The organism is Micromonospora sp. CMU55-4 (genome assembly GCF_011602315.1).
Classification (GTDB): Bacteria; Actinomycetota; Actinomycetes; order Mycobacteriales; family Micromonosporaceae; genus Micromonospora; species Micromonospora chalcea.
Map to the genome: position 1 here is coordinate 32,134 of NZ_JAAOLH010000011.1, position 21,346 is coordinate 53,479.

20 protein-coding genes are annotated in these 21,346 nt (G+C 72.1%); 15 read left to right on the plus strand and 5 right to left on the minus strand.

Annotated features, from left to right (window positions below; genetic code table 11):
• The first annotated feature begins 204 nt into the window (after nt 1-204).
• The gene (locus tag HA073_RS19555; RefSeq protein ID WP_030503875.1) at nt 205-609 is read left to right on the plus strand and encodes an Asp23/Gls24 family envelope stress response protein; all 405 of its coding nucleotides are present in this window, start codon (nt 205-207) and stop codon (nt 607-609) included.
• A gap of 15 nt (nt 610-624) precedes the next feature.
• Here the strand turns inward: HA073_RS19555 and HA073_RS19560 are convergent, their stop codons facing one another.
• Complete coding sequence (locus HA073_RS19560) at nt 625-1,041, minus strand: winged helix-turn-helix domain-containing protein (RefSeq protein WP_030503874.1); 417 nt, start codon at nt 1,039-1,041, stop codon at nt 625-627.
• 265 nt (nt 1,042-1,306) lie between these two features.
• Here HA073_RS19560 and HA073_RS19565 point away from each other — a divergent pair, with 265 nt between their 5' ends.
• The 5 genes from HA073_RS19565 (at nt 1,307) to HA073_RS19585 (ending at nt 4,864) form a co-directional block, all read left to right on the plus strand.
• Nucleotides 1,307-1,633 (plus strand): DivIVA domain-containing protein, encoded by a 327-nt coding sequence (locus HA073_RS19565; protein ID WP_369799366.1) that lies wholly within the window; start codon nt 1,307-1,309, stop codon nt 1,631-1,633.
• Nucleotides 1,630-1,887: a hypothetical protein gene (locus tag HA073_RS19570; RefSeq protein ID WP_043328742.1), complete on the plus strand. Its 258-nt coding sequence runs from the start codon at nt 1,630-1,632 to the stop codon at nt 1,885-1,887. The genes HA073_RS19565 and HA073_RS19570 overlap by 4 nt, the downstream gene beginning before the upstream one ends.
• A 152-nt stretch (nt 1,888-2,039) precedes the next feature.
• Nucleotides 2,040-2,756, plus strand: a complete 717-nt coding sequence (locus tag HA073_RS19575) for a FadR/GntR family transcriptional regulator (protein WP_233607819.1) — start codon at nt 2,040-2,042, stop codon at nt 2,754-2,756.
• Between the two features lie 191 nt (nt 2,757-2,947).
• Entirely contained in the window at nt 2,948-4,399 is a 1,452-nt protein-coding gene (locus HA073_RS19580) for a P1 family peptidase (protein WP_043328746.1), read from the plus strand.
• Nucleotides 4,400-4,663: 264 nt separating this feature from the next.
• Nucleotides 4,664-4,864 carry a hypothetical protein gene (locus HA073_RS19585; protein WP_166457013.1) on the plus strand — a complete coding sequence of 67 codons (201 nt, stop codon included), beginning with the start codon at nt 4,664-4,666 and terminating at the stop codon, nt 4,862-4,864.
• 319 nt (nt 4,865-5,183) lie between these two features.
• Here the strand turns inward: HA073_RS19585 and HA073_RS19590 are convergent, their stop codons facing one another.
• The 3 genes from HA073_RS19590 to HA073_RS19600 all read right to left on the minus strand — a co-directional run bounded on the left by HA073_RS19590 (nt 5,184) and on the right by HA073_RS19600 (nt 8,881).
• Nucleotides 5,184-6,704 (minus strand): ABC transporter substrate-binding protein, encoded by a 1,521-nt coding sequence (locus HA073_RS19590; protein ID WP_064447812.1) that lies wholly within the window; start codon nt 6,702-6,704, stop codon nt 5,184-5,186.
• A gap of 124 nt (nt 6,705-6,828) precedes the next feature.
• On the minus strand, nt 6,829-7,785 hold the full coding sequence (locus HA073_RS19595; RefSeq protein ID WP_166457014.1) for a formylglycine-generating enzyme family protein: 957 nt from the start codon (nt 7,783-7,785) through the stop codon (nt 6,829-6,831).
• A gap of 7 nt (nt 7,786-7,792) precedes the next feature.
• Nucleotides 7,793-8,881 carry a 3-isopropylmalate dehydrogenase gene (locus HA073_RS19600; RefSeq protein ID WP_064447810.1) on the minus strand — a complete coding sequence of 363 codons (1,089 nt, stop codon included), beginning with the start codon at nt 8,879-8,881 and terminating at the stop codon, nt 7,793-7,795.
• A 185-nt stretch (nt 8,882-9,066) separates the two neighbouring features.
• On the opposite strand from HA073_RS19600, the gene HA073_RS19605 reads away from it, so the two are divergent.
• The 9 genes from HA073_RS19605 to HA073_RS19645 are packed head-to-tail and all read left to right on the plus strand — an operon-like array spanning nt 9,067 to nt 20,001.
• Nucleotides 9,067-10,593, plus strand: a complete 1,527-nt coding sequence (locus HA073_RS19605) for a PLP-dependent aminotransferase family protein (protein WP_030503866.1) — start codon at nt 9,067-9,069, stop codon at nt 10,591-10,593.
• A gap of 11 nt (nt 10,594-10,604) precedes the next feature.
• The gene (locus tag HA073_RS19610) at nt 10,605-11,840 is read left to right on the plus strand and encodes a M20 family metallopeptidase (protein ID WP_166457015.1); all 1,236 of its coding nucleotides are present in this window, start codon (nt 10,605-10,607) and stop codon (nt 11,838-11,840) included.
• Nucleotides 11,837-13,279: an aldehyde dehydrogenase family protein gene (locus HA073_RS19615; RefSeq protein WP_166457016.1), complete on the plus strand. Its 1,443-nt coding sequence runs from the start codon at nt 11,837-11,839 to the stop codon at nt 13,277-13,279. The genes HA073_RS19610 and HA073_RS19615 overlap by 4 nt, the downstream gene beginning before the upstream one ends.
• A gap of 22 nt (nt 13,280-13,301) precedes the next feature.
• Nucleotides 13,302-14,246: an ABC transporter permease gene (locus tag HA073_RS19620; RefSeq protein WP_030503863.1), complete on the plus strand. Its 945-nt coding sequence runs from the start codon at nt 13,302-13,304 to the stop codon at nt 14,244-14,246.
• Nucleotides 14,243-15,127: an ABC transporter permease gene (locus tag HA073_RS19625; RefSeq protein WP_043328759.1), complete on the plus strand. Its 885-nt coding sequence runs from the start codon at nt 14,243-14,245 to the stop codon at nt 15,125-15,127. Before HA073_RS19620 ends, HA073_RS19625 begins: the two co-directional genes overlap by 4 nt.
• Before the next feature lie 5 nt (nt 15,128-15,132).
• Entirely contained in the window at nt 15,133-16,119 is a 987-nt protein-coding gene (locus HA073_RS19630; RefSeq protein ID WP_231915594.1) for an ABC transporter ATP-binding protein, read from the plus strand.
• Nucleotides 16,116-16,940: an ATP-binding cassette domain-containing protein gene (locus tag HA073_RS19635; RefSeq protein WP_030503861.1), complete on the plus strand. Its 825-nt coding sequence runs from the start codon at nt 16,116-16,118 to the stop codon at nt 16,938-16,940. Before HA073_RS19630 ends, HA073_RS19635 begins: the two co-directional genes overlap by 4 nt.
• Nucleotides 16,937-17,692, plus strand: a complete 756-nt coding sequence (locus HA073_RS19640) for an SDR family NAD(P)-dependent oxidoreductase (RefSeq protein WP_113974631.1) — start codon at nt 16,937-16,939, stop codon at nt 17,690-17,692. Before HA073_RS19635 ends, HA073_RS19640 begins: the two co-directional genes overlap by 4 nt.
• A gap of 8 nt (nt 17,693-17,700) precedes the next feature.
• Nucleotides 17,701-20,001 (plus strand): arylsulfatase, encoded by a 2,301-nt coding sequence (locus HA073_RS19645; protein WP_166457017.1) that lies wholly within the window; start codon nt 17,701-17,703, stop codon nt 19,999-20,001.
• Between the two features lie 75 nt (nt 20,002-20,076).
• On the opposite strand, the gene HA073_RS19650 is transcribed toward HA073_RS19645, so the two are convergent.
• Nucleotides 20,077-21,333 carry a dihydrolipoamide acetyltransferase family protein gene (locus tag HA073_RS19650; RefSeq protein WP_166457018.1) on the minus strand — a complete coding sequence of 419 codons (1,257 nt, stop codon included), beginning with the start codon at nt 21,331-21,333 and terminating at the stop codon, nt 20,077-20,079.
• Nucleotides 21,334-21,346 lie beyond the last annotated feature (13 nt).

The following is a 21,346-nucleotide window of genomic DNA, read 5'->3' on the forward strand; positions in this document are numbered from 1 at the left end:
AAGATCTCCACCGCTCCCACCTGGCGGAACACCGATCTCGCGTGACGGGAGGCGCTCGCCGAACCTCGGGCCCACGCCACCCCCACAACCCCGCGATCTTGCAGTTGCGGCCCCGGGAGCGCCTGTTTCGCGGCTTCTGTCGGGGCCGCAACTCCATGATCGACGGTCGATGTACGCTCCCCCGGACGAGGGAGGGTGGGGCGCGTGGAGCACGACGCTACTCAGGAGCTGCCGGTGACACCTGGCGTGGTCGCGGGCGGGAGCACTTCGGTGTCGGACGAGGTGGTCGAGAAGATCGCGGTGGCCGCCGCGAAGTCGGTGCCCGGGGTGGCCGAGCTGGGCGGCGACATCGCCCGCTTCTTCAACGCCGTGCTGGACCGGGTCGGGCTGGACCAGGTCGGGGACGCGCGGCGCGGCTGCTCGGCGCACGTCACCGACGGGTCGGCAGTGGTCAACCTCGTCCTCGTGATCGATGCCGGCCACCCGGTGCCGCAGGTGACGAACGAGGTGCGGGCCGCTGTGGCGTCCGCGATCGAGGCGTACGGACTGCGCGCCGCCGAGATCAACATCCGGGTCGACGACGTGGCGATGGGTACGCCCACCGTCTGACGAGCGCCGCCCGGCTCAGTCGTGTGCCGGGCGGGTCAGCTCCACCTCGTCGCCCGGCAGCAACTCCACGTCGCCCTCCGGGCCGTGGATCTCGAGCACCGGTACGCCCTCGTCCAGCAGCATGTTCCGGCGCTCGGCACCGGTAGGCATCCGCGCGACGACTCTCGCGCCCGCGGCCAGCTCCACCTGCCTGCGCTGCGGCGTCTCCCGGACCCGCGTGCCGAGCGGACGGCTGGTGGTGACGAGCCCTTCCGATCGCAGCAGCGAAATCGCCATCCGGACCGCGTCGCGGCCGATCTGGTGTTCCTGGCTGAGCCGCGACTCGCTGCCGACGCTCGCCCCGGGCGGCAGCGCGCCCGATTCGATCTGCTCCCGGATCAGGTCGGCGAGCTGGACGTAGACCGGCGTGTGCGAGCGCGGATCGATGGTCATGACGTAAGCCTTGTGCCCCGATAGATCTGATCCATCAAGGCTTTATGGCGATGATGGATTGTAGCCATGTTGGATTCTTGCTATGGTCGGAGCGTGTTCGCGCGGTAACCGGCGGACATGACTCCTTCGAGTGCGCTCAATCTCGTCTGCCCCGGTGCCGTACCGCGAAGTGACGCTGCGGTGGCGGGGCGGGCGGGTCCGCCCGCGCGCGGCGGGCGGGTGGTCCCGCCCTTCCAGTCCCTTCGACCACGAGAGGCAGGCGTTCGTGCGGTGGAACATCCGGTGGCCCGGTCGGCGCGCGCGAGCCGGTCGCGGCACCACCCAGCCGGGCTGCTACCGGGCGGCCAACTACACGCCGTTGCGCCCCTGGCAGGTGCGGGAACGGCGGTTCCGGACGACGCGGCTGGGCCGGCGCGGGCTCGACCCGGCCGAGGTGCACGAGTTCCTCGACCGGGTGGCGCTCGACCTGGCCGACGTCTACCGGGCGCTCGGCGTCAGCCGGGAGGAGACCGCGCGGGTCCGGGACGCGCTGCGGCGCTGGCAGTCCGAGCAGGCGCAGATGCGGATGAACGCGGGAGCGTACCGTCGATGAGTCCCCGCGAGCGGTTCGTCATCCACCTGCCGGTCGTCGCCGGTGACCTGGCCGGCGCCGTACGCCTGGCCCGGGTCGTGGCCCGCTGGTCGGGCGTGCTCGCCCAGGCCGACCCGGGCGAGACCACCGTCTCGGCCGAGGACGAGCAGGGCGTACGCCATCGGGTCTTCTGTGATCTGCGGATGGGCGACGGCCGGCGCTGCCTGCTGCGGGCCGACCACGACGGCCCGTGCGCCCGCCGGCCGCTCCGGTGACCCGCCGCCCGGCCTGCGCACTCGTCGCGACGGGCGGGGGCTGACCGCCGCACGGGTCGATGCACCGTACCGTTGTTCCCAGCGGCGCGAGGCCGCCGTGCGTCGGGAGGTTCGCCATGCCGAAGGGTGTCTCGTTCGCTCCAGTGCGAACCGTGAGGGCGTACGAGGGGATCGTCCGGCAGGTCGAGGAGCGGATCGCCGCCGGGGATCTGCGGCCGGGGGACCGGCTGCCGAGCGAGCGCGAACTGACGACGCAGTTCGACGTCAGCCGGTCCACTGTGCGTGAGGCGCTGCGCGTGCTGGAGAGCAGCGGCCTGATCCGTTCGCGTCCCGGTGACCCGCTCGGGCCGCAGGTGATCGCCTCGACCGCCTCGGCGATGCGCAAGCTGTTCGCCCGGGTCGTGGACAGCCGGCGGCTCGGCGTGGCGGAGTTGCTCCAGTTCCGGATGATCATCGAGTCGGCGGCCGGTTCCGTCGCCGCCCGGATGGCGTCACCGTCCGAGCTGGACGAACTGGAGCAGGCGTTGGCGGGCATGCGGGACGCGGTGGCCGACGGTTACGAGGCGTTCAGCGCGGCCGACGTGCGCTTCCACGAGCACGTCGCCCGGCTGTCCGGGAACGAGTTGCTCGTGCTCTGCCTCGACGCGGTCCGGAGCATGGTGCTGGACCTGATCTCCACCAAGCTCGCCGAGTCGCCGGACCGCGAGGCCCTGATGGAGCGCACCCTGGCCCACCACCGCCGCGTTCTCGACGCGATGCGCGCCGGTGAGGCCGACGAGGTCACCCGGCTGACCCGCGAGGAACTGCACCGCTACTACGCCGAGTACGTGCCGGAGGCGCGCCGCTCGATGGTGGACGTATTGCTCTGAATCCGCCTGATGTGGCCTGACCTCGGATTATGAGAGTCGGCCATCAGCTGAGCAGGCTCTTCCCTTCAACTGGTCTGACCAGTAGCCTCCCCCACATCTCGTCGTGTACCACGGGGGACCACCAGTTGCCCAATGCATCGACCGCCCCGGATTGGGGCGGAGGTCGCACCGCTTCACATGGGAGAAGCTGCATGAAGTCGTCCAGATTCGCCGCGATCGCCGCGGCAGCCCTGGTCTGTCCGGGACTCGTGCTCGTCGGGTCGCCCGCGTCGGCCAACCCCGCCGCCGGCGCCCCGGGCGCCCACAACGCCATCACCGACGTTCCCGGCATCCAGGTCGGCCAGGTCCAGTCCGACACCGCCCCGTACCTGACCGGCACCTCCGTCGTGTACATGCCGCAGATGTCTGTGGCCAGTGTGGACCAGCGTGGCGGCGCCCCCGCCACCAAGGAGACCGACCTGCTCAGCCCGCTCAACTCGAACCCGGGCGTCAACGCGATCCAGCTCGGTGGCAGCAGCATGTACGGGCTGTCCGCCACCAACGGCATCATCCGCTGGCTGGAGGACCGTGGCGAGGGCGTACGCGTCGGCGCCGGCGGTGTGGCCCCGATCGTCCCGGCCGCGGACATCTTCGACCTCGGCCGCGGCGGTGACCCGAAGGCGCGCACCTCCGCCGAGTGGGGTTACCTCGCGGCGCAGGCCACTTCGGACGGTCCGGTCCGTCAGGGCGGCGTCGGCGGCGGCACCGGCGCCCGCGGCGGCGGCCTGCGCGGCGGCGTCGGCACCGCCAGCGTCCACCTCGGCGACGGCATCTACGTCGGCGCGATGGTGATCGTCAACCCGGCCGGCTCCCCGGTCGACCCGGCCGACTGCACCCTGTACGGCGTCAAGTTCGGCATCGGCAACGAGTTCGCCGGCTACAAGGCTCCGAAGAAGCAGGAGTGCAACCCGCCGAGCACCGCCGCGCAGCAGCCGGCGAACACCACGATCGCCGTGGTCGCCACCAACGCGCCGCTGGAGAAGGCCGCTGCCCAGCGGATGTCCGGCAACGCGCACGACGGCATGGCCCGCGCGATCAGCCCGATCCACACGCTGGGCGACGGTGACACCGTCTTCGCCGTGTCCACCGGCAAGGGCGAGGCGCTGCAGATCAACGACCCGGCCGACACCCGTCAGCTGAACGCCATCTTCAACGCCGGCGCCAGCACGCTGGCCCGTGCCATCGCCAAGGCCGTTCTCTCGTCCGAGAGCATCGGCAACACCACCAGCTACTGCGACCGCTACCCCTCGGCCTGCAAGGGCATGAAGCAGCTCAAGCAGTGGCGTACGCAGGGCAACGCCCCGGACGTGACCCCGGAGACCTTCGCCCAGGCCACGCAGGCGCTGGCGCAGACCCCGGTCCCCGCGCCGGCCGGTGCCGACAACGGCAAGCCCAAGCCCAAGCCGAAGGCCGCTCCGGCGGGCAACACCACGCAGCAGGAGTCGCAGAACGGCATGGTCCTCGCCTCCGACAACACCGGCGGTCCCACGCTCTCCACGGGCGTGACCACGGGCCTGCTGGCCGCCGGCATCCTGGGCGTCGGCCTGCTGGGCATGCACCTGCGGGGTCGCCGCCGGGGGCAGGCTTCCGACCAGCTCGCCTGACACGCACGCCGTCTCACCCTCGCGCCGGTAGTTAGGCGCGTGTGAACGATCGAGGCGGGTTCCGTCCACCCCGGACGGGACCCGCCTCGCTGCGTTCGTCAGCCCGCCGCCCCGCGCGGCGCGCCCGGCGTGCGCCCGGCGTGCGCCTTGCCGATCTTGGAATTGTGGTGGCTCACAAAAGTCGCCACTCGGGCATCCTGGGCGCCACAACTCCAAGATCGGCGGAGTGGGCCGTCACGGCCCGCGCACCTCGAAGCAGGGCAGATGCTGGGCGCGCCGGACGCAGCCGGCCAGGCGTGGGGAGCGTGCCGCCTCGGCGGGTTGCTGCGCAGCGCTGTCGCCGGACTCCAGGGCCGGGCGTACGCAGTTCAGCCCCGGCTCGGCGACGATCGTCGACGTCCCGCGTCCGGGCAACGCGAACCCGGCTCGGCGATGCTCGTGCTGGTGCCCCGGGCGTTGCCCTAGAGGCCGTCGGCCGGCCCGAGCCGCTGCCGGGCCAGTCGGTGTCGGGGCGACCCGAGGCACGCCTGCACCATCACCTCGACCTCCTCGCGCACTGCGGGCCGCCACGCCGACTCGCCCGCCCCGAAGCCCGTCGCCCCGCTGCGCCGGGAGGACCCCGGCTCCCGGGATCCTCCCGGGCCGTCGATCTTGCACCTTGTGCCCTGACGAAAGGGGTGAATCCCCCACGCCGAGGGCCGCAACTGCAAGATCGCGGGTGCAGGCACACGTAGAAGGACCTGGTGGGCGGAGCCCACCAGGTCCTTCTACGTCGTGGTGCTGGTTACTTCTTGGAGACCTTGGTGACGTCGAACGACTGGGTCACCGCGTCCTTCGGGTAGCCCTCGACGCCGTCGCGGATCACCGCCAGGTTCGGCAGCAGGAACAGCCAGTCGCTGGCCGCCTCCTGCGAGATGACCTTCGCGGCCTCGGCGAACTTCTTGTCCCGGGTGGCTGCGTCCAGGGCCGTGTCGGCCTCGTTCATGAGCTGCGTGACGGCCGGGTTCTTGTACCGGTAGTAGTACTCCGGCTGGCCGTAGCGGACCAGGTCACGGGGCTCGACGTGGGCGATGATCGACATGTCGTAGTTGGCCTTGCCGAGCACCTTGTCCAGCCACTGCGGCATCTCGACGTTGTTCTGGGTCACCTTGATGCCGACCTCGGCGAGCTGCGAGGCGACGAACTGCGCGGAGGCGCGGGCGTAGCCGGGCGGCGGGACGTCCATGGTCAGGGTGAGCCCGTTCGCGTGACCGGCGTCGGCGAGCAGCTGCTTGGCCTTGGCGGGGTCGTGCGGGAAGTCACCGGTGCGGTCCTCGTACCACGGGTCGCTCGGCGGCACCATGCTGCCGATCTTCGTGCCGTAGCCGGACCACACGGTCTTGATCAGCGCGTCGTGGTCGATCGCGTGGCGGATCGCCTGGCGCACCCGGACGTCGGCCAGCGGGCCCTTGCTGTTGTTCATCGACAGGACGACCTCACCGGTCGTCTTGCCCTCGATCACCTGGAACTGCTTGTTGCCCTTGAACACCTCGAGCAGCTGCGGCGCCTGGATGTTCGCCACGATGTCGAGCTGGCCGGAGAGCATCGCGTTGTTCAGCGCGTTCGCGTCGGTGATGTAGCGGAAGACGGCGGTGGCGACCTTCGCCTTCTCACCCCAGTAGCCGTCGTTGCGCACCAGGGTGATGCTGTCGCCGCGGTTCCACTTGTCGAACTTGAACGGGCCGGTGCCGTTCGGCTTGGTCCCCAGGTCGGTGGCGTTCTCCTTGAGCACCACGCCGACGCGGCCGGCGACGTCGAACAGCCAGCTCTGGCTCGGCCGCGACAGCGTCACCTCCACGGTGGACGCATCCGGCGCCTCGACGGTCTTCACGACCGTCATCTGGGACTTGAACGGGTTCGTCGAGCCCTCCGCGGTCACCCGCTTGAAGCTCCACACCACGTCCTGCGCGGTGAGCTTCTGGCCGTCGTGGAAGGTCACGCCGTCGCGGAGCTTGAACGTGTACTTGGTGCCGTCGTCGGACATCTTCCATTCGCTGGCCAGCAGCGGCTCCACCTCACCGGTGTCCGCGTTCTGGCGCACCAGGCCCTCGTACACGTTGTAGAGCAGGACCTGCGGGATCGCGGCGCCGGCCTCGGCGGTCAGGTCGAGGCTCACCGGCTCGAGGTAGGCACCGAGGGTGACCGTACCGTTGCCGGAACCGCCACCGCCGGTGGTGGTCTCGGAGTCACCATCGCTACTGCACGCGGTCAGAGCCAGCGCCGTGGCGAGCAGCACGGCGGGCAGCGTTATCTTCAGCCGATTCATTCGTGTGTCCCATCGCGAAGAACGCCAAGGGCGCTCGTAGCCTGTGAGGCGGGACACTAGGAGTGTGGTACCCGATGCAAAAGGGCCAGTTCAGCGGGGTCGGCAGGTACCAATCGGCGTCTGACTACCGGGCCACCCGGAATCCGGTGTTGCCACTTGAGGAGTCAACGGTGGTCCGACTCCGTGCGGCCACGCGGTAACGGTTGCAATAAGAGTCGTGGCAGAGGTACGAACCACCCCTGATGACGCTCTCACCTGGTGAGACGTGTCCTCGGCGGTCGCGCCAGGGTTCGGCCGTGAGTTCCCAAACGTTGCCCGCGACGTCGTACAGGCCGTAGCCGTTCGGCGGAAACGCGGTCACCGGAGAGATGCCCACGAACCCGTCGTCCGCCGTGTTGACAGCGGGAAAGGCGCCCTGCCAGATGTTGCACAGGTGCCGCCCGCCCGGGGTCAGCTCGTCGCCCCAGGCGTAGCGGGCCTGGGACAGCCCGCCGCGTGCCGCGTACTCCCACTCGGCCTCGGCCGCCAGCCGCGTCCCCGACCACTCGCAGTACGCCTCGGCGTCCCGGTGGGAGACGTGGACGACCGGATGCCGCTCGCGTCCGGACAGGCCCGAGCCGGGCCCGTCCGGGGCCGCCCAGCGCGCCCCCTCGACCGCCAGCCACCAGGGCGCGCCCGGCACCGTGGCGTCGAGCACCCACTGGCGTGCGGACGGCGCGAGCAGCAGGTGGAAGACGAAGGACCAGCCGTACCGTTCCGCGTCGGTGCGGTAGCCGGTGGCCTCGACGAAGCGGGCGAACTGCCGGTTCGTCACCGGTGTCGCGGCGATCTCGAACGGGGCCACGGTGACCGCGCGGACCGGCCCTTCCAGGTCCTCCGGGAAGCCCTCCGGATCGTCGGTGCCCATGAGGAAGGTACCGCCGGGCAGCGCGATCAGGTCGTCCGTACCGGCGGGGCCGGCGCGGACGGCACTGGGGCCGGCCGTCGATCCGGCGGCGGCGGGCGGGCGTTTCGGCGCGCAACACGGCGACGGCGGAGGGCTTCCTCCGCCGTCGTCCGGTTCAGCCGATTCGGTGCTCACATCCGCGCTACGCCGGCAGGGCGTCCGCCTGGTACGCGTCCTCGCTGATGGCGGCGGCGACGGCGTCCCCGAAGTCCTCCGTCGACATGCCCATCTCCGGCCCGCGCATCGCGCCCAGGCGCGGCAGCACCGCCTTCACCCCGTCCTCCAGGCTGCGGGCCGCCTCCGGGTGGCCCAGGTGCTCCAGCATCAGCGCGGCGCTGAGGATCGACCCGGCGGGGTTGGCCCAGCCCCGGCCCGCGATGTCGGGCGCGGAGCCGTGCACCGGCTCGAACATGCTCGGCGCCGACCCGGTCGGGTTGAGGTTGCCGCTCGCGGCCAGGCCGAGACCGCCCTGCACGGCCGCGCCGAGGTCGGTGATGATGTCGCCGAACAGGTTGTCGGTGACCACGACGTCGAACCGCTCCGGCTGGGTGACCAGGTAGAGGCACATCGCGTCGACGTGCACGTACTCCACCGAGATCTCCGGGTACTCCGCCGCGACCTCCTCGAAGGTCCGCTGCCACAGGTCGCCGGCGTACGTGAGGATGTTCGCCTTGTGCACCAGGGTCACGTGCTTGCGGCGGGTCAGGGCCAGCCGGAAACCGTGCCGGATGAGGCGTTCGACCCCCTTGCGCGTGTTGACCGACTCCTGGGTGGCGATCTCGTCCGGCCCGCCCCGGTGGATGAAACCGCCGGCACCGACGTAGGCGCCCTCGGTGTTCTCCCGCAGGATCACCAGGTCGCACTGCTCCGGACGCAGCCCGCCGATGGGCGAGGGCACACCTGGTAGCAGCTTGACCGGCCGCAGGTTGACGTACTGGTCGAAAGCGGTCCGCAGATGGATGACCAGGCCGCGTTCCAGCACCCCGGGTGGCACCGAGGGGTCGCCGACGGCGCCGAAGAGAATGGCGTCCGCCTTGGCCAGTTCCCGCTCCACGTCCGGCGGCACGACCTGGCCGGTGATCCGCCAGTAGTCCGCGCCGAGTTCGTAGTCTTCCCAGACCAGGTCCAGCCCGAACCGCTGGGCGGCGGCGTCGCACGCCTTGACCGCCTGCGCGGTGACCTCCGGTCCGATGCCGTCGCCGGGCACCAGCGCGATTCGCTGGGCGCTCATTAGTCCACCTCTGTCCGCGTGCAGGAGACCCTCACCTGCCATCGTCGGCCAAGAGTGGCGGGATCGGGCCCTCCGCAACAGGTCCAGGTCTCCGGCTAGGCTGGTACCAGCGGGATGCGGATGGTGTGCGCAGGAGTGCGACGACGGGACGAGGCGAGATCCCCGCGAGAGGTGGGGAGGTCGAGATGGCGGATTTTCTGCTGCCGGTCAACCCGCAGAGCACGGTTCCGCTCTACGAGCAGATCATCACGGGGCTCGAGGACGCCATCCTCGCGGGGCAGTACGACGACGGCCCGCTGCCCAGCACCCGCCGTCTGGCCGAGGCGCTGGGCGTCTCCCGGAACACGGTGCTGACCGCGTACGACCGGCTCATGGAGCAGGGCCTGATCGCGACGATTCCCCGGCGCGGCCTCTACGTCTCCTCCGAGGCGGTGGTCCGGATGCGGGCCGCGCGCCGGACCTCCCGCTCCGCGACACGGCCCATCGACTGGGAGGCACGGCTGCCCGAGCCGCCGCCCACCCCCGTACACCGGGACCCGGCGTGGTCGCGGGCGCCGTTCCCCTTCGTCGTCGGCCAGCCGGATCCCGGCATGTTCCCCACCGGCGCGTGGGAGCGGGCGCAGCGCGAGGCGGTACGGCAGGACGGGCTGTCCCGGGTGATCGGGGACGCCGGCCAGGCCGACGACCCGCAGCTCGTCCGCCAGCTCTGTGAGCACGTGCTGCCGTCGCGGGGCATCTCGGCCGAGCCGAACCAGGTGATGATCACGCTGGGCTCGACGCACGCGCTGCACCTGCTGGCGAGCGTCCTGGTCCGGCCGGGCAGCGTCGTGCTGGTGGAGGACCCGGGCTACCCCGACGCGCGGACGATCATGCAGATGGCGGGCGCCGACGTGGTGCCCGGCCGGGTGGACGAGGACGGCCTCGTCGTGGAGGACCTGCCGGCCGACCTGCACGGCGCGGAGCTGGTGTACGTCACGCCGAGCCACCAGTACCCGACCGGCGCGACGATGTCGGCGTCCCGGCGTGAGGAGCTGCTGCGCCGGGCCGGCGCGGCGGACGCGGTGGTGATCGAGGACGACTACGACCCGGAGATGACGTTCCGGGGCATCCCGGCGGTCGCGGTGCGGGCGCTGGACGACGAGGACCGCGTGGTCTACCTCGGCAGCTTCAGCAAGCTGCTGGCGCCGGGCCTGCGGCTCGGTTACGTGGTGGCGTCCCCGGCGCTGGTGGAGGCGATGCGGGCCCGCTCCCGCTACGTGCTGCGCCACCCGCCCGGACCGATGCAGCGCGCCCTGGCCCGGATGATCGCCAGCCGGGACCTCGCCCGCCACGTGCGGCGTATCCGCGCCCACTACCAGGGGCTGTACGAGGAGATGACGCGCGCGATCGAGCGCCACGTGCGCTGGGGGCCGCAGCCGGTGCCGCGCGGCGGCCTGGCCCGGTGGATCACCGGCCCGCCCGGTCTGGACGCCGGGCAGCTCGCCGTCGACCTGCGCCGCCAGGGTGTCCTGCTCGACCCGGGCGAGCCGTACTGGACCACCCGCCCCACCCCGCGTCACCACTTGCGGCTGGGGTACCAGGTGATGCCGCTGGACCGGATCGACGAGGGGGTCCGGCGGGTCGCCGCGGCCGTAGAAGACCAGGTCCGGCCACGGCTGGTACCCCCACCGACCCGGAAACTGGACGTTCCCCTCCGGGGTCGGAGTTCGTAACCTCCGACGCCATGACGTCGGACACCCATGCCTCCCTCCGCGCCGGCCATCTCGTGGACGAGCAAGCCGTCGTGTCGCTCACCCAGGACCTGGTCCGCATCCCCTCGACCTGGGACGCCGCGCAGGGGCGGAGCGAGCAGCCAGTGGCGGAGCTCGTCGCGCAGGTCATGCGGGGCTTCGGCTGGCGGCCGGAGGTCACCGAGGTCGTCCCCGGGCGGCCCAACGTGGTGGCGGTGGTGGAGGGCGGCCTGCCCGGTCCGACGCTGATGTTCGAGGGGCACACCGACGTCGTAACCGAGGGTTCTCCCGAGGAGTGGACGGTCGACCCGTTCGGCGGCGACATCGTCGACGGGCGGCTGTACGGTCGCGGCTCCGCCGACATGAAGGCCGGCGTCGCCGCGATGATCCACGGGGCCCGGGCCGTCGAGCTGGCCGGACCGTTCCCGGGCCGGATCGTGGTGGCGGCCCTGGTGGACGAGGAGGGCCAGATGCTCGGCGCGAAGCACTTCACCACCACCGCGCTGGCCCGCGAGGTGGACGCCGCGATCATCTGCGAGCCGGAGGCGGAGGAGATCTGCGCGGTCGCCAAGGGCGCGGTCCGCCTGCTGGTCACCTGCACCGGCAAGATGGCGCACGGCGCGATGCCGCAGCACGGCCGCAACCCCGTACCGGCGGTGGCGGAACTGGTGGCCGCGCTCGGCCGGTACCAGAAGGAGCTGCAGGCCGACCCGGGGGAGCACGAGCACCTCGGCCTGACGTTCCTGACCCCCACGGTTCTGAGCGCCGGCTCCGCCGACCAGCTCAACGTCATCCCCGGCCGCGCCGTGCTCGGCGTGGACTGCCGGACCGTCCCCGGTGTCGACCACGCCGCGCTCGCCGCGCGCGTGCGCTCCGACGCCGACGAAATCGGCGCCCGGCACGGCGTCAGCTTCGCCGTCGAGGTCGTCGACGACCGGCCGTGCGCGGTCACCCCGGAGGACCACCCGATCTCGCTGGCGGTGGCGCAGGCGCACAGCGCCGTCACCGGTACGGCGCCGGTCTTCGGCGGAGTGCCCGGCGCGACCGACGGCACCATCCTGTGGCGCGACAGCGGTATCCCGAACGTGGTGTACGGCCCCGGCCCGAAGTGGATCGCCCACCAGCCCGACGAGTACGTCGAGGTCGACGACATCGTCCGCAAGACCAGGGTCTACGCCGAGGCGGCGCTGGCCTTCCTCACCGGCGCCGCGACGGGTGCGGCGTCGTGACCGCGCAGGAGCTGCTGGGCGCGCTGCCCGCCGGACTGCCGATCGGCGCCGGCTGGGCCGCCACCGCGCAGACCGCGCCGGTCCGCTTCCCGTACGACGGCAGCACCGTGACCCAGGCGCCCTGGGGTGACACCGCCGACGCGGAAGCGGCTGTCGACGCCGCGCACGAGGTCGCCGCGGAGATGGCCGGCCTGCCCGGTCACCGGCGGCGCGCCATCCTCACGACAGTCGCCGCCGAGGTCCGCGCCCGCGCCGACGACCTCGCCGAGCTGCTGGTCCTGGAGACCGGCAAGCCGCTTGTCGACTGCCGGGTCGAGGTCGCCCGCACGCTCGTCACGCTGGAGACGGCGGCCGAGGAGGTCGGACACCTCACCGGCGAGACGGTGGCACTGGACATGCAGCCGGCCGGCGAGGGCATGCTCGGCTTCTGGGTACGCCGTCCGGTCGGCGTCGTCGTCGGCATCACCGGGTTCAACTACCCGCTGCTGCTGGCCGCCCACAAGGTCGCGCCGTCGGTGGCGGCGGGCTGCCCGGTGATCGTCAAGCCGGCGCCGAACACGCCGCTGGCCACGCTGGTGCTGATCGACCTGTTCCGCCGGGCGGGCTGCCCGGCCGCCGGCGTCCAGCTCGTCACCGGCGGTGTCGAGGTCGGCAAGCTCCTGACCACCCACCCGCGCGTCGCCGCCGTGTCGTTCACCGGGTCCGCGCAGGTCGGCCACCAGATCGCCCGCGCCGCGGCCCCGCGCAAGGTGCTGCTGGAACTCGGGTCCAACGCGGCGCTCGTCGTCGGCCGCGACGCCGACCTCGACCGGGCTGCGGAAGCGGTCGTACGCGGCGGGTTCTACGCCTCCGGCCAGGCGTGCATCAGCGTGCAGCGGGTGATCGTCGAGGAGCCGGTCCGCGAGGCGCTGCTGGACCGCCTCCGGCCGCTGCTGGCCGGCGTCACCACAGGTGATCCCCGGTCCGCCGACACCCGCGTGTCCGCCCTGGTGGACGAGGCGTCCACCGAGCGGGTCCACTCGTGGGTGGACCGCGCGGTCGCCGCCGGGGCGCGCTGCCTGGCCGGCGGTACGGCGCAGGGCCGGGTGCTGCAGCCGACGGTGCTCGTCGACGTCCCCGAGGACGCCGAGTGCTGGGCGGAGGAGATCTTCGGGCCGGTGGTCTGCGTCCGGTCGGTGCCGGACATGGACGCAGCAGTCGAGCTGGTCAACCGGTCCCGCTACGGGCTCCAGGCCGCCGTCTTCACCCGCGACCTGGCGGTGGCCCTCGACGTGGTGCGCCGCCTCGACGTCGGTGGCGTGCTCGTCAACGAGGTGCCCGGCTTCCGCGCCGACAACATGCCGTACGGCGGCGTCAAGGACTCCGGCATCGGCCGGGAGGGACCGCGCTTCGCCATGGAGGAGCTGACCGTGACCAAGATGGTGATGATCAGGCCATGATTCGGAGTGGGAGCACACAGGCATGGTGATCTACTTCGTCCGGCGGCTGGCCATCCTCGCGGTATCCCTGTTCGCCGCGTCGATCCTCGTCTTCACGATGCTGTCGCTGCTGCCGGGCGACCAGGCGCAGGCGATGCTCGGCGTGAACGCCACCCCGGAGGCGCTGGAGGCGCTGCGGGAGCAGTTCGGGACGAACCGCCCGTTCACCGAGCGGTACCTCGACTGGGCCGGCGGCCTGATCCGCGGTGACTTCGGCATCTCGCCGCTGAGCGGGGTGTCGGTCGGCTCGGAGATCGGCGACAAGCTCGGCGTCACGGTGCCGCTGATCCTGGCCGGGATGACGCTGGCGCTGCTCATCGCCGTACCGCTGGGCATCCTCGCCGCGGTGAAGAGCCGGACCGCGATCGGCACGGCGCTGTCCGCGCTGAGCCAGGTCGGCATCGCCGTTCCGTCGTTCTGGCTCGGCATCCTGCTCATCACCGTGTTCGCGGTGAAGCTGCAGTGGCTGCCCGCCGGCGGGTTCACCGGATGGGACGACTTCGGCGGCGCTGTCCAGGCCCTGCTGATGCCGGCGCTGGTCCTCGGCGTGGCCCAGGGCGCGATCCTGATGCGCTACGTCCGGTCCGCGGTGGTCGAGGTCATGCAGGAGGACTTCATCCAGACCGCGCGGGCCAAGGGACTCAGCCGCTCGCAGGCGCTGACCCGGCACGCGCTGCGCAACGCGGCCATTCCGGTCATCACCGTCCTCGGTCTGCAACTCGCGACGCTGCTCATCGGCACCGTCGTGATCGAGAACGTCTTCGGCCTGCCCGGTCTCGGCCGGATGCTGCTGCAGGACGTGGGCAACCGCGACCTGCTGAAGGTGCAGGGCACGGTGATGGTGCTGACCGCCGCGGTGCTTCTGATCAACTTCGTCGTCGACGTGGTGTACCACGCGGTCGACCCCAGGCTGAGGAGCAAGGCATGACATCAGTCGCCGACGCCCCACCGGACGCCACCGCCGACGTCGTCGCGGCCGGCCCGGTCAAGCCGCGCCGCCGCTGGAACCTCACGCTGGTGATCGGCGCCGGCCTGGTGGGCCTGGTCGTCCTCACCGCGCTGGTGTCGTTCCTCTGGACGCCGTACGACCCCACCCGGGTCGACCCGTCGCAGACGCTGCTCTCCCCGGGCGGCGACCACTGGCTCGGCACCGACCACTTCGGCCGGGACATCGTCAGCCAGCTCCTCGTCGGCGCGCGGACCACACTGTTCGTCGGCGTCGTCGCGGTGGCGATCGCGGCCGTCGTCGGCGTACCGCTGGGTCTGCTCGCCGCCACCGGGCACCGCTGGCTCAGCGAGCCGGTGATGCGGGCGCTGGACATCGTGTTCGCGTTCCCGGCCATCCTGCTGGCGATCATCCTGGCCGCCGGCTTCGGCGCGTCCACGCTCACCGGCATGATCGCGATCGGCGTCGCCAACGTCCCGGTGTTCGGCCGCCTCACCCGGGCCGGCGCGATGCAGGTGCTGCAGAGCGACTTCGTGCTGGCCGCGCGCAGCTACGGCCGCCGGGGCGTGGTGCTCATGGTCCGGTACGTGCTGCCCAACATCGCGGCCCTGCTGATCGTGCAGGCGTCGGTGTCGTTCGCGCACGCGGTGCTCGCCGAGGCGGCGCTGTCCTACCTCGGGTACGGCACCCCGCCGCCGACCCCCACCTGGGGCCGGATGCTCCAGGAGGCCCAGAACTACTTCGTCGTGCAGCCGATGCTGGCCGTCTGGCCCGGTCTGGCCATCGCCCTGTCGGTGCTCGGGTTCAACCTCATGGGCGACGGGCTGCGCGACGCCCTCGACCCGCGGCTGAGAGGACGGTGACCGGCGTGAGCGGGCTCGTGGTGGAGGACCTCGTCGTCAAGGTCCACGACATCCAGGCCGTCAAGGGCGTCTCGTTCGAGATCGGGCGGGGCCGGCGGATGGGGCTCATCGGCGAGTCCGGCTGCGGCAAGTCCCTGACCGCGCTCGCGCTGATGGGCCTGCTGCCGCACGGTGTGACGGCGTCCGGCCGGGTGCTGCTCAACGGGCGGAACCTGCTCGACCTGTCCGACAAGCAGATGTGCGCGGTCCGCGGCAACGACATCGCCATGGTGTTCCAGGAGCCGATGACCGCGCTGAACCCGCTGATGCGGGTCGGCAACCAGGTCGCCGAGTCGCTGCGGCTGCACAAGGGGATGAGCCGCGCGGCGGCCTCCGCCCGCGCCGTCGAACTGCTCGAACGGGTCCAGCTGCCCGAGCCCGACCGGACCGCGCGCAAGTACCCGCACCAGCTCTCCGGCGGTCAGCGCCAGCGCGTCGTGCTGGCCATCGCGCTGGCGTGCGACCCGGCCGTGCTGGTCGCGGACGAGCCCACCACCGCGCTGGACGTCACGGTGCAGGCGGAGATGCTGCGGCTGATGGACACGCTGGTGCGCGAGGAGGGCGCGTCGCTGCTGCTCATCACGCACGACCTGCCGGTGGTCGCCAGCATCTGCGAGGAACTGCTCGTCATGTACGGCGGCTCGATCGTCGAGCACGGCGACGTGACGACCGTCTTCGACTCGCCCCGGCACCCGTACACGGCGGGCCTGCGGGCGTCGACGGTGCTGGAGAGCACCGACGGCAGCGGCCGGCTGTCGACGATCCCGGGCCGCGTGCCGTCGCTCGGGTCGTTCCCCACCGGCTGCGTGTACCGCAACCGCTGCCCGCGCGCCGACGACGTCTGCGGCACCGTGCCGCTGCTGACGGCGCCGCCCGGCAGCACCCAGCGGGCCGCCTGCCACCACCCGATCGAGAGCGACCAGCCCCTAGGAAGCGGGAAGGCCAGCGCATGACCACCACCCCGTTGCTGGAAGCCGTCGACGTGGTGCGCGAGTACCGCGCCCCGCGGCGGTCGCTGCGTACGCCGGGCCAGCCGATCCGCGCGCTGGACGGCGTGAGCGTGCAGGTCCACGAGGGCGAGGCGTTCGGCATCGTGGGGGAGAGCGGCTCCGGCAAGTCGACGCTGTCGCGCATCCTCATGGCCCTCGACCAGCCGACGTCGGGCACCGCGTTCTACAACGGGCAGCGCATCAGCGGCGTACCGGAGCGGAAGCTCGCGTTCCTGCGGCGCGACGTGCAGATGGTGCTCCAGGACCCGATGTCGTCGCTGAACCCGCGGATGCGCGTCGCGGACATCATCGCGGAGCCGATGCGCGCGCTGCGCCTGCCCGGCGACCACCGGGCCCGGGTGGCCGAGCTGATGCACTCCGTCGGCCTGCCCGAGGAGGCGGTGACCCGCTACCCGCACCAGTTCTCCGGCGGTCAGCGGCAGCGCATCGCGATCGCCCGCGCCCTCGCGGCCGGGCCCAAGGTCATCGTCGGGGACGAGCCGGTCAGCGCGCTCGACGTGTCGGTGCGCGCGCAGATCCTCAACCTGCTCACCGACCTGGCCGAGCAGTTCAAGCTGACCCTGATCCTGGTCTCCCACGACCTGTCCGTGGTCCGGTACCTCTGCGACCGGATCGCGGTGATGAACCAGGGCCGGATCGTCGAGACGGGTGACACCGAATCGATCTACTCCGACCCCCAGCACCCCTACACCCAGAGGCTGCTGTCCGCGGTGCCCACCCTGAGCGGCGACCTCCTGGACCGATTCAACAGGAGCAGCACATGAGGTTGGTTGACCGCGTCGCCGTCGTCACCGGAGGCGCCAGCGGCATCGGACTGGCCACCGTCGGCCGGCTGGTCGAGGAGGGCGCGCGCGTCGTCATCGCCGACCTCGACGGCGACCGCGCCGCCGAGGCGGCCGCCGGCTTCGGGTCCGCCGTCGTCGGCGTGGCCTGCGACGTCACCCGGGCCGCTGACTGCCGCGCCGCCGTCGAGACCGCCGTCGAGCGGTTCGGGCGGCTCGACCTCATGCACGCGAACGCCGGTACGCCGTTCACCGGACCGGTCGACGAGGTGGACCAGGCGACGCTGGACCGCGTGATCGACGTCAACCTCAAGGGCGCGTTCTGGACCGCGCAGGCGGCCACGCCCGCGCTGATCGAGGCCGGCGGCGGCTCGATCGTGTTCACCGCGTCCCTGCAGGCCGTCATCGCCCGCCCCCGGTACGCGCCGTACACCGCCGCCAAGCACGGCGTCATCGGCCTGATGAAGGCGCTGGCGCTGGAACTCGCGCCGCACGGCATCCGGGTCAACGCGATCGCCCCGGCGGCGACCGAGACGCCGATGCTGTCGGCGTTCCTCGGTGGCATGGGCGACGTGCCGGACAGCGCCCGGGAGAACTTCCGCGCGTCGATCCCGCTGGGCCGCATGGCGACGCCACGGGACTCCGCCGACGCGGTGGTGTTCCTCGCCAGCGAGGAGGCGCGGATGGTCACGGGCCACACGCTCGTCCTCGACGGCGGCACGACGGCCGGCTGAGGCGTACCGTGACCAGTTCGCTGGCGGACCCTCCGTACGAGGGCACGATCGGACGCACCTACCACGACTCGACGGAGCACTGGAGCGCGCCGCCGTCGGCCGCCCCGGGCACCCCGAACGTGGTGTACGTGCTGCTGGACGACGTCGGGTTCGCCGACTTCGGCTGCTTCGGCGCCGAGATCGACACCCCGACGATCGACCGGCTGGCCGCGTCCGGGCTGCGGTACACCAACTTCCACACCTCGCCGCTGTGCTCGCCGACCCGGGCCAGCGTGCTCACCGGCCGCAACCACCACAGCGTCGGCATGCGCATGCTGTCCAACTTCGACAGCGGCTTCCCCAGCGGCCGGGGCCGGATCACCCACGCCGCCGCCACCGTCGCGGAGATGCTCGCCGACGCCGGGTTCAACACCATGGCGGTCGGCAAGTGGCACGTCGCGCCGCTGGAGCACACCACGCCGTCCGGGCCGTACGACCAGTGGCCGCTGGGCCGTGGCTTCGAGCGGTACTACGGCTTCCTGGAGGCGGAGACCGACAACTTCTATCCGGAGCTGGTCCACGACAACCACCAGGTGGACCCGCCGGCCACCCCGGAGGAGGGCTACCACCTCACCGAGGACCTGACCGACCGGGCCATCGGATTCGTCCGGGACCAGACCTCGTTCACTCCGGAGAAGCCGTTCTTCCTCTACCTGGCGTACGCCGCCGCGCACGCGCCGCACCAGGCCCCGCCGGAGTACCTGGCGAAGTACCGGGGCCGCTACGACAGGGGCTGGGACGTGATCCGCGCGGACCGGCACCGGCGGCAGATCGGGCTGGGCATCGTCCCGCCGGACGCGCCGCTGCCACCGCACAACCCCGGCGTCGTGCCGTGGGACGACGTGCCGCCGGAGCAGCGCCGCCTGTTCGCCCGCATGCAGGAGGCGTACGCGGCGATGGTCGACCACACCGACGCCCAGCTCGGGCGCCTGGTCGACTTCCTGGAGCGGATCGGCCGCCTCGACAACACGATCTTCGTGGTCATGTCGGACAACGGGGCGAGCCCCGAGGGCACGCCGCTCGGCACGCTCAACCCCACCGCGTTCCAGAACCGGGTGCCGGAGAACCTCCAGGACAGCCTGGACCGGATCGACGAGATCGGCGGCCCGCGGGCGCAGAGCAACTACCCGCTGGGCTGGGCGCAGGTCAGCAACACCCCGTTCCGCCGCTACAAGCAGCACACCCACGAGGGCGGGGTCCGGGTGCCGTTCGTGCTGAGCTGGCCGGCCGGTGACGTGCCCGGCGGGGAGGTGCGCACGCAGTTCCAGCACAGCATCGACGTCACCGCGACGGTGCTCGACCTGGTCGGCGTGCAGCCGCCGGCGGTGCGCCGGGGCGTACCGCAGATGCCGCTGCACGGCCGCAGCTTCCGCGACGGGCTGCGCGACCCGGCGGCGCCGCCGTCGCGGGACCGCCAGTACTTCGAGATGTTCGGCCACCGTGGCATCTACCACCAGGGCTGGAAGGCCGTCGCGTTCCACGAGCGCGGCACCTCGTGGGACGAGGACCGCTGGGAGCTGTACCGGATCGACGAGGACCCGACCGAGAGCCGCGACCTCGCCGCCGAGTACCCGGAGGTGCTGCGGCGTCTCATCGAGGAGTTCTGGATCGAGGCGGCCCGCTACGACGTGCTGCCGCTGGACGACAGGGGATTCGCGGTCCGGGCCCGGGTGCCACGCCCCGGGTCGGTGCGGGACCGGCTTGTCTTCACCTACCTGGCGGGCGTACCGACTGTGTCCGGCGCGGCGGTGCCGCCGACGATGAACCGCTCGCACGCCATCACCGCGCGGGTGCGCCGCACCGACGCGGCGCAGGGCGGCGTGATCGTGGCGCTCGGCAACGTCAGCGGCGGCTACGTGCTGCACATCAAGGACAACCGCCTGGTGTACGAGTACAACTACCTCGGCGAGCACCACGTGCTGCGGTCCGAGGGCGAGCTGCCGCTGGGCCCGGTGGAGCTGACCTTCGAGCTGACGAAGACCGCCGACTGCCAGGGCGTCGGCCGGCTGTACGTGGACGGCGAGGCGGCGGGCGCGGCGCTGTTCCCGCGGTTGCTGCCGTTCTTCCACGGGTTCGCGGGCATGGACATCGGGCGCAGCATCCACTCGCCGGTGTCGCCGAGCTACCCGGCCCGGCACGAGTTCTCCGGCGAGCTGGAGTACGTGCGGTTCCGGCTGGCCGCGTCCGAGGAGGTCGGCGAGCCCATCGCGGCGGCGGACGACGTCGCGCCACGGCCGTCGGCCGGCGTGGGGTTCGAGGTCGTGGACTGACGCGCGCGGCGCGTACGGCGACGGCGCGTGGACGGACCTCGTTGTCCGTCCACGCGCCGTCTGTCTGCGGGGGCCTCAGCGCAGGGCCAGGCCCCACAGCGGGTCCTCCAGGAACCGCCCGACGTGGGCGAGCACCCGGCTGCCCAGCTCCCCGTCCACGAGCCGGTGGTCGAACGACAGCGACAACTGCACCGTCCACCGGGGAACGACCTGCTCGTCGACGACCCACGGCATGCGGCGCAGCGCGCCGAGGCAGAGGATCGCCGCCTCACCGGGGTTGAGGATCGGGGTGCCCGCGTCCACTCCGAACACCCCGATGTTGGTGATGGTGACGGTGCCGCCGGCCAGGTCGGCGGGACGGGTGCGGCCCTCCCGCGCGGTGGCCGCCAGCTCGTTCAGCGCGACCGCGAGGTCCCGTACCGGAAGGGTCTGCGCGGCCTTGACGTTCGGCACCAGCAGGCCGCGCGGCGTCGCGGCGGCGATGCCGAGGTTGACGTCGGCGAACCGGACGATCTCCTGGTTCTCCTCGTCCCACCGGGCGTTGACGTCCGGGTGCCGGCGGATCGCGTCCAGCAGCGCCAGCGACGCCACGAGCAGCGGGCTGACCTTGATGCCCTGGAAGGACGGGTCCTGCTTGAGCCGGTCCACGAACTCGACGGTGCCGGTCATGTCGACGGTGAGGAACTCCGTGACGTGCGGCGCGGTGAACGCGCTGGCGACCATGGCGGCGGCCGTCGCCTTGCGCACCCCGCGTACGGGCAGGCGCTCGTCCCGCCGGGCGTCGGTCGCCGCTGCCGGGCCGGTGGTGTGGTCGAGCAGGTCCTGGCGCGTGATGCGGCCGCCGGGGCCGCTGCCGCGCACGTCGGCCAGTTCCACGCCGAGGTCCTTCGCGAGCTTGCGCAGCGGCGGCTTGGTGAGCACCGGCGGCCGGGACGTGTGCGGCTGGCGGGCGGGCTCGGCCGGGCGGACCGACGGCGTGGCGCGACGGGGCCGGCGGGTCCGCGCCTGGGCGGACACCCCGTAGCCCACGAGCACCGCGGTACGTTCCTCGGCGGGCGGCGATGCGGCATCCGGCGCGGCGTCCGCGTCACCGCCGGTCCGGATCGCGATGATCGGCGCGCCGACCTCGACGGTCTGCCCCTCCTCGGCGAGCAGGCGGTCCACCACCCCGGCGTACGGGCTGGGCAGCTCGACGACAGCCTTTGCCGTCTCGATGTCCACCAGGATGTCGTTGAGGCCGACCGGATCGCCCGGAGCGACCCGCCAGGTGACGATCTCGGCCTCCGTGAGGCCCTCGCCGACGTCGGGCAGGCGGAACTGCTGAACGCTCACTGGTACCTCTCCC